Source organism: Microbacterium sp. NPDC089188 (assembly GCF_040685155.1).
Taxonomy (GTDB): Bacteria; Actinomycetota; Actinomycetes; order Actinomycetales; family Microbacteriaceae; genus Microbacterium; species Microbacterium galbum.
The window spans coordinates 565,746-572,764 of the sequence record NZ_JBFBHH010000004.1 but is presented as its reverse complement, the minus strand read 5'-3'; the positions used below and the strand labels follow the sequence as shown (position 1 = coordinate 572,764).

Here is a 7,019-nt window from a genome sequence, read left to right as displayed (position 1 = left end):
TAACACGGGGCGCCGCCTGGAGGGCGCCGTGGTCCGGCCACAACTCCCCCGGCCCCCCCGGCCGCGTTCCCCCGCGCGGGGGGGGGTCCGCGGCGGCGTCGACGGGGGCGGGCAGGGGGGTCATGCAGAAAGGGTAGCGCGGGAGTCGGCGGCTCTGGGAACCGCCGACCCCCGCGTGCGTCACCGGTAGAGGTGGCTCGTGCTGTCGCGGCTGGGGCGCACCCCGGCGGTCACGAGGACGAGGCCCAGGAGGCCCGCCACGATGAGGATGAACGCCGGCATGTAGGTGTTGCCCGTGGCGTCGATCAGCCAGGTGGCGAGGTAGGGACCCGCACCGCCGCCGATCACGGCACCGACGCTATGGCCGACGGCCACACCGGTATGACGGATGCGGGTGGGGTAGAACTCGGAGACCGAGCCATAGGTGCCGGCCTGGCACAGAGCGTACGGAATCATTCCCAGAGCCAGACCGAGGACGGCGAGCCCGAAAGACCCGGTGTTCATCAAGGCGAACGAAGGCAGGGTGATCACGACGTACGCGATGTAGGCCACGACGAGGGTGCGCTTGGCGCCCACGCGATTGCCGAACACACCGGCGAACGGGATGAGACAGGCCGCCAGCAGCACCGCGACCAGCACGATCGTCGAGGCTTGGCTCTTGCTGAAGCCGAGCACCTCGGAGAAGTAGACGGCGACGAACACGGTCCCGACGTAGGTCCCGAGGTTCTGGACGGTCGAGATGCCCATCACCTTGAACAGCTGCGGGCGGTACTCGCGGACGAGGTCGAGGAACGGCTTCTTCGTGGTGGCGTCCTCCTGAGCGAGGGCGGTGAACTCGGGGCTGTCCTCGACCTTCAGGCGCATGTACAGGCACAGGATGCCGAGCGGCAGCGCCGCGAGGAAGGGCAGACGCCAGCCCCAATCCACCATGATGTCGGCCGGGATCAGCGCGGCGATCAATGCCGCGGCGCCTGCAGCCAGGCCCTTGCCGAGGTTGGCGACGCTGGGGATGAAAGAGATGTAGAGCGGTCGACGGTGCGGCGGTGCCCACTCGCGGATGTAGGAAGCCGCGCCGCCGATCTCTCCACCGGCGGAGAATCCCTGCAGCATGCGCAGCAGGACCAGGAGGGCGGGGGCGAGGATGCCGATCTGCGCGTAGCCGGGCAGCAGGCCGGTCAGTGTGGCCGCGGCGCCCATCAGGGTGATGCTCGCCACGAGACTGACCCGGCGTCCACGCCGGTCACCGAGCCGACCGAAGTACCACGCTCCGAGGGGGCGCACGAGGAATGCCGAGCCGAAGACCAGGAAGGTGTTGAGCAAAGCGACGGTCGGGTCGTCGCTCGGGAAGAACACCAGGGAGAGGGTCGCGGCGACGTAGCCGTAGACGCTGAAGTCGTAGTACTCGATGAACGTGCCGAAGATTGCGGCACCGGTGGCCTTCTTGGCGCCCGTTCGGCGTTTCTCGGTCACAGCGGTCATGAGTGAATCCTGTCTCCGTTGACTAAGTGCGCCTTGTGTCGCACTTTACGAGTTCAGCATGAGGGGGTTTCGGCATGCTGTCAAGACTCCCATGGCGTGAGTGCAGGAACCGCACCACGTGCGAGACGACGTTTGAGGACGACGCCGTTGCGACGTATGGTGTTTAAAACGAGAGCAGTGTCTCGATTAGCAAAGGTGCAGCGATGAGTCACATCCATGTCACGAACCCCATCGACGAGAACGTCTTGGCGGACCTGCGACGATCCCACCACGTCACCGTCGGGTTCGGGGACGACGCCCGGGGGTGGGGTGAGGTGGCGACCACGGTCGAGGCCACGATCGTCCGCGCGGAGACCATCGACGCGCGCATGATCGCGTCGGCCCCTCGCCTGAAGATCATCGCCCGGCACGGCGTCGGAACCGACAACGTCGACCTCGACGCCGCCGCTGCGGCGGGCATCTGGGTCACCACCACGCCCGGTGCGAACGCGCGCGCGGTTGCCGAGCACGTCTTCGCGCTGATGCTGACGCTCATACGACGCGTTCGAGAAGCCTCGTCGAGCGTTCAGCGCGGGCGCTGGAGCGAAGAGCGTCCCTCGCTCACCGGAGGAGAGTTGAACGGGCGCACCCTGCTGCTCGTCGGCGGAGGGGGGATCGCAGCCCTCGTCGCCCCGATCGCGCGTGGATTCGGAATGCGGGTCGTCGTCGCCGACCCCTATCTCGCGCCCGAGGCGGCTCACGAGCTCGGCGTGGGCCTCGCCGGCCTCGACGACGCCCTTCCTTCGGCCGACGTGGTCAGCCTTCACGTTCCGCTGACCGCCGAGACGCGGCATCTGCTCGACGACCGTCGCCTCGGATTGCTACCCGCGCGAGCCGTCGTGATCAACACCTCGCGCGGCGGCGTCATCGACGAGGCGGCCCTCGTCGCCCGACTGCGGTCGGGGGCGCTCGCCGGCGCGGGGCTGGACGTGATCGAGGCCGAGAGCATCGACATGAACGACCCCCTGACCCACACTCGCACCGACCTGACGCTCGGGAACCTCCTGGTCACCCCGCATGTGGCCGGTCAAACGGAGGAGGCGCTCGTCGTGGTCGGCCGACTCGCGGCGCAGAGCGTGGAACAGGCGCTCGCCGGACGTCGTCCCGACCGGGCCGTCCGCGATCTCGCCGCAACGGCGGTGGTCTGATGTTCATCGCCGCCGACGCTTCCTCCATCTCCGTCTCCCCGGGGTGGCGTCGCGCCCCGATCGGCCTCGTCGACGCTGTCGCCGCGTATCCCGTCGCCCTCATCGGCGACGTCACCGCGCGCATGGGCATGATGACTTCCGTGATCCGCCCGCAGAACGGTCTCCCTCGGTTCGCGGGTACCGTCCTGCCCGTCCTCACCCGCGACGGTGACAACCTCGCCATCCATCGTGGTCTCGACGAAGCGGCCCCCGGCGACGTGCTCGTCGTCGACGCGCACGCTGAGACGAACCGCGCGGTCTTCGGCGACATCCTCGGCGAGGTCTGTGTCGTCCGCGGTGTACGCGGCGTCGTGATCGACGGGGCGACCCGCGACGTCGATGAGCTCGAGAGACTCGGCCTGCCCGTCTTCGCGCGAGCGGTCAATCCGGCCGGCCCCTCGAAGGCCGGCCCGGGGGTGGTGGGAGCGCCGGTCGCCGTCGGCAATGTCGTCTGCCGCGCCGGTGACGCGATCGTCGCCGACCGTGACGGGATCGTCGTGCTCCCCGCTGCGGCCCTCGAGGAGGTGCTCGAACGGTTGTCGGCCCAGGACGCCTTCGAGAACGGCCTGCGCGCGCGCATCCGGGGTGGCGAGGCCGTCGACGGCGGCTGAGCGCGTCAGGCGGCGATGACGAGAGGGGTTCTCATTCCCGACTTCCCCGGAATCACGCGGATGTCGCCGCGCCGCGCCTAGCCTGGACCGATGCACGACCACGCCCCGTCCGGTGGCATCCGCGATGCCGGCAACCGGCGCCTGCTCGCCACCGCACTCGCGCTCACCGCGACGGTGATGCTCGTGCAGATCGTCGGGGCGATCCTGTCGGGCTCCCTGGCGCTGCTGGCCGACGCGGCGCACATGTTCACCGACGCGGCGGCGCTCGTCGTCGCGCTCGTGGCGACCGCGATCGCCGCGCGCCCCGCCGACGACCGCCGCACGTTCGGGTACCAGCGCGCCGAGGTGCTCGGAGCACTGGTCAACGGCGTCATCCTGATCGTCCTGTGCGCCTGGGTGGGGGGCGAGGCCGTGCAGCGGCTGCTCGCTCCCGCCGAGGCCGAGGTGCAGGGCGGGCTCATGCTCGTCGTCGCCGTGGTCGGCATGCTCGCGAATGCCGTGTCGATGTGGCTGCTCAGCCGCGCGCAGAAACGCAGCATCAACGTCCGCGGCGCCTACCTCGAGGTGCTGGGCGACCTGGTGGGGTCGATCGCGGTGATCATCGCCGCGATCGTGATCGTCACGACGGGTTTCGTGCAGGCGGATGCCATCGCCTCCCTGCTGATCGCGGTGCTCATCGTGCCGCGGGCCATCGGGCTACTGCGCGAGGTCGTCGTGGTGCTGACCGAGTCGGCGCCGGTCGGGATGCACGTCGCCGAGATCCGCGAGCACCTGCGCGGAGCGGACGGAGTGGTCGACGTGCACGACGTGCACGTGTGGCAGCTCACCCGCGGCGCGCCCGTGTTCAGCGCGCACGTCATCGTCGAGGACGCGGCTCTCGCGGACGGTCGCGCCGCGGCCATCCTCGCGTCGCTGCAGACGTGTCTGGCAGATCATTTCGATGTGGAGCACTCGACGTTCCAGCTCGAACCCGCCGGTCACGTCGAGCACGATTCGCGCCACGCCTAGGTCGCCGGACCAGGTGGCGTCGACGGGCTCAGCCACCTCGCGCCGCGGGCCGGAGGTCCCTGAGCTCGTCGAAGGGACCGGTCGCTCCCCGTCGCCGGGGGTTCCTGTGGCGTCGACGGGCTCAGCCACCTCGCGCCGCGGGCCGGGGGCTAGACCTCCCGCACGACCTCGTCGGGGCTCTTGTCCGGCCGCAGGCCGCGCCACCGCGCCTGGCGCAGGATGCCGCCGGGCGTGAATTCCGCGAACTCCACCTCTCCCACGAGCTCCGGCCGCACCCACAGCGCGTCGCGGGCGTCTGCCGCCGGAACCCCGACGAACGGGTCGGTCTCCGACCGGAGCGGCTCGAGAAGACCGCGGAGGCGGGCGAGCGTCTGCTCGCTGAACCCCGACCCCACGCGTCCCGCGTACCGCAGCCCGTCCGTCGACGGGACACCCACCAACAACGAGCCGATCGTGCCCGCGCGGTTCCCCTTGCCCGGACGGATCCCCCCGATCACCACCTCCTGCGTCCGCGAATGCTTGACCTTGAGCCACTGCTCCGACCGCGCCCCTCGGCGGTAGGTCGAGCCCGGGTCCTTGACCACGACCCCTTCGAGGCCGAACCGCTCGCTGGTGGACACGGCGGCATCCACGTCGTCGAAAACGGGCGGCACGACGATCGGCGCACCGGCCGCGGCGGCGAGGTCCTCGAGCAGCTCACGACGCTGAGCGAGGGGGAGGGATGCCACATCGCGCACTCCCACCGACAGCACGTCGAAGAGGTAGAGGTGCACGGGCGTCCGGGCCGCTTCCCGCTCGATCTCGCGGGGCTGCGTCAGGTTCATGCGCTTCTGCAGGAGCGGGAAGCTCGGTCGTCCCGTGTCGTCGAGGGCCACGATCTCGCCGTCGAACACGGCGGGCTGGGGGCCGAGGTGCAGATCGACGGCGGTCACCTCCGGGTAGGCGGCGGTGAGGTCGTTGCCGTTGCGCGAGCGCAGTCGCAAGCGGTCGCCGTCCCAGACCCCCAGACCCCGGATGCCGTCCCACTTCATCTCCACCCACGGGGTGCCACCCCAGCGCGCCGCCGCCGCGCGCGCGATTCCCGGCGTGGCGGAGGTGGCGAGCATGGGTCGAAGGTCCGCGGCGACGGGGGTGTCGCTCGCCGACCGGCCGACCACGGCGTCCGCGGCGACGGGCGCCGCCCGGTCGCGCGCCACGACCGGGGCTCCGTCGTTCTGCGGGTGGCCGTCGGCATCCGTCTTCATGCGGTGCAGCAGCCACTGCGACTTCTCGCCCCGCCCCTCGGTGCGGATCAGCGCGAGACGCACGCGCCCGAGCGGACCACCCTCTCGACCGGTGAGGGTGGCGATCACCTCGTCGTCGCGCCACTTCTCGAGGGCGTAGGTGCCGGTGTCCCACACCGTCATGGTTCCGGCGCCGTACTCTCCGCGCGGGATCTCGCCCGCGAAGTCGAGGTATTGCATCGGATGGTCCTCCGTCATCACGGCGAGGCTGTTCTTCGCCGTGGTCGGCGGGACGCCTTTCGGCACCGCCCAGCTGACGAGCACGCCGTCGCGTTCGAGCCGGAGGTCCCAGTGCAGCCGCGAGGCGTGGTGCTCCTGGATGACGAAGCGGGGCGCGCCTTCGCCACGGGGAGCGCCGTGAGGATGCTGGGGCACCGGCTCGGGCGTCCGATCGGCGGATCGTTTCGCGATGTACGCGCGGAGGGGTCCATGGACCTCGTCGACCGGGGCCAGGGGGTCCTCGGGCCTGTCGAGCACCTCGGTGAACAGCAGATGCCGCAGCTCGGGATCGTCGAGCTCGGCCCACGTGCGGGGAGCCGCGACGAACGGCTGCGTGCGCCCGCGCAACGAGTACGGAGCGATCGTCGTCTTCGAGCCGTTGTTCTGGCTCCAGTCGATGAAGACCTTCCCGGGCCGCGCGGCCTTGGACATCTGGCTGACCACGAGCTCCGGGTGATCCGCCTCGATCGCGCGCGCGAGCTCCTTCGCCACCGCACTCGCCGCGTCGCTCGACTGCCGCCCGTCGAGGCGCGCGTACAGGTGGATACCCTTGCTCCCGCTCGTGACCGGCAGGGGATCCAGTCCCATGTCGGTCAGGATGGCGCGCGCCCACCGTGCGACCTCGGCGCACTCCGCGAGCCCTGTGCCCGGACCCGGGTCGAGATCGAGCACCAGCCGGTCGGGGTTCTGACGCTCTCCCTCGCTCGAGAAGCGCCATTGCGGCACGTGCAGCTCGAGGCTCGCCACCTGCGCCAGGTAGACGAGGGTGGGGAGGTCGTCGACCAGCGGGTAGTCCTTGGCGCCCGAGGAGTGGTCGATCGGGAAGCGCCGCACCCACGCCGGCGCCCCGGGCTCGAGGGCCTTGGCGAAGAACGGCTCGCCCGGTGCGGACGCCGTGCCGACGCCGTCGGGCCAGCGCTTGCGGGTGAGAGGCCGATCGGCCACGTGGGGCAGCAGCAGCGGGGCGATGCGCGAGTAGTAGTCGATGACCTCGCCCTTGGTGGTCCCGGTCTCGGGGTAGAGCACTTTGTCGAGGTTCGAGAGGCGCAGGCGGCGGCCGTCGATCCGCACCGTCTGCTCCGTCATCGCCCCAGCGTAGGGCGGGGGAGGGTCCGGATGCCGAGGGGGTTGCGCCCCGTCGGCCCTCCCGATGGCGTCGACGGGCTCAGCCACCTCCGCGGGAAGGTCCCTGA

At 70.7% G+C, this 7,019-nt stretch carries 5 protein-coding genes; 3 read left to right on the top strand and 2 right to left on the bottom strand.

Annotation, left to right across the window (positions count from 1 at the left end; genetic code table 11):
* Positions 1-180: 180 nt before the first annotated feature.
* The gene (locus tag AB0N80_RS15910; RefSeq protein ID WP_363392051.1) at positions 181-1,479 is read right to left on the bottom strand and encodes an MFS transporter; all 1,299 of its coding nucleotides are present in this window, start codon (positions 1,477-1,479) and stop codon (positions 181-183) included.
* 203 nt (positions 1,480-1,682) lie between these two features.
* Here AB0N80_RS15910 and AB0N80_RS15905 point away from each other — a divergent pair, with 203 nt between their 5' ends.
* The 3 genes from AB0N80_RS15905 (at position 1,683) to AB0N80_RS15895 (ending at position 4,324) form a co-directional block, all read left to right on the top strand.
* Complete coding sequence (locus AB0N80_RS15905; protein ID WP_363579340.1) at positions 1,683-2,666, top strand: NAD(P)-dependent oxidoreductase; 984 nt, start codon at positions 1,683-1,685, stop codon at positions 2,664-2,666.
* Entirely contained in the window at positions 2,666-3,316 is a 651-nt protein-coding gene (locus tag AB0N80_RS15900) for an RraA family protein (protein WP_363392049.1), read from the top strand. Before AB0N80_RS15905 ends, AB0N80_RS15900 begins: the two co-directional genes overlap by 1 nt.
* A gap of 90 nt (positions 3,317-3,406) precedes the next feature.
* On the top strand, positions 3,407-4,324 hold the full coding sequence (locus tag AB0N80_RS15895; RefSeq protein ID WP_363579338.1) for a cation diffusion facilitator family transporter: 918 nt from the start codon (positions 3,407-3,409) through the stop codon (positions 4,322-4,324).
* A gap of 149 nt (positions 4,325-4,473) precedes the next feature.
* Here the strand turns inward: AB0N80_RS15895 and AB0N80_RS15890 are convergent, their stop codons facing one another.
* The gene (locus AB0N80_RS15890) at positions 4,474-6,912 is read right to left on the bottom strand and encodes an ATP-dependent DNA ligase (RefSeq protein ID WP_363579336.1); all 2,439 of its coding nucleotides are present in this window, start codon (positions 6,910-6,912) and stop codon (positions 4,474-4,476) included.
* Between the last annotated feature and the right edge of the window lie 107 nt (positions 6,913-7,019).

Excerpts from the sequence above, each read along its gene's own strand:
- AB0N80_RS15890 (WP_363579336.1), bottom strand. The coding sequence starts at position 6,912 with ATGACGGAGCAGACGGTGCGGATCGACGGCCGCCGCCTGCGCCTCTCG.
- AB0N80_RS15910 (WP_363392051.1), bottom strand. The coding sequence starts at position 1,479 with ATGACCGCTGTGACCGAGAAACGCCGAACGGGCGCCAAGAAGGCCACC.
- AB0N80_RS15905 (WP_363579340.1), top strand. The coding sequence starts at position 1,683 with ATGAGTCACATCCATGTCACGAACCCCATCGACGAGAACGTCTTGGCG.
- AB0N80_RS15900 (WP_363392049.1), top strand. The coding sequence starts at position 2,666 with ATGTTCATCGCCGCCGACGCTTCCTCCATCTCCGTCTCCCCGGGGTGG.
- AB0N80_RS15895 (WP_363579338.1), top strand. The coding sequence starts at position 3,407 with ATGCACGACCACGCCCCGTCCGGTGGCATCCGCGATGCCGGCAACCGG.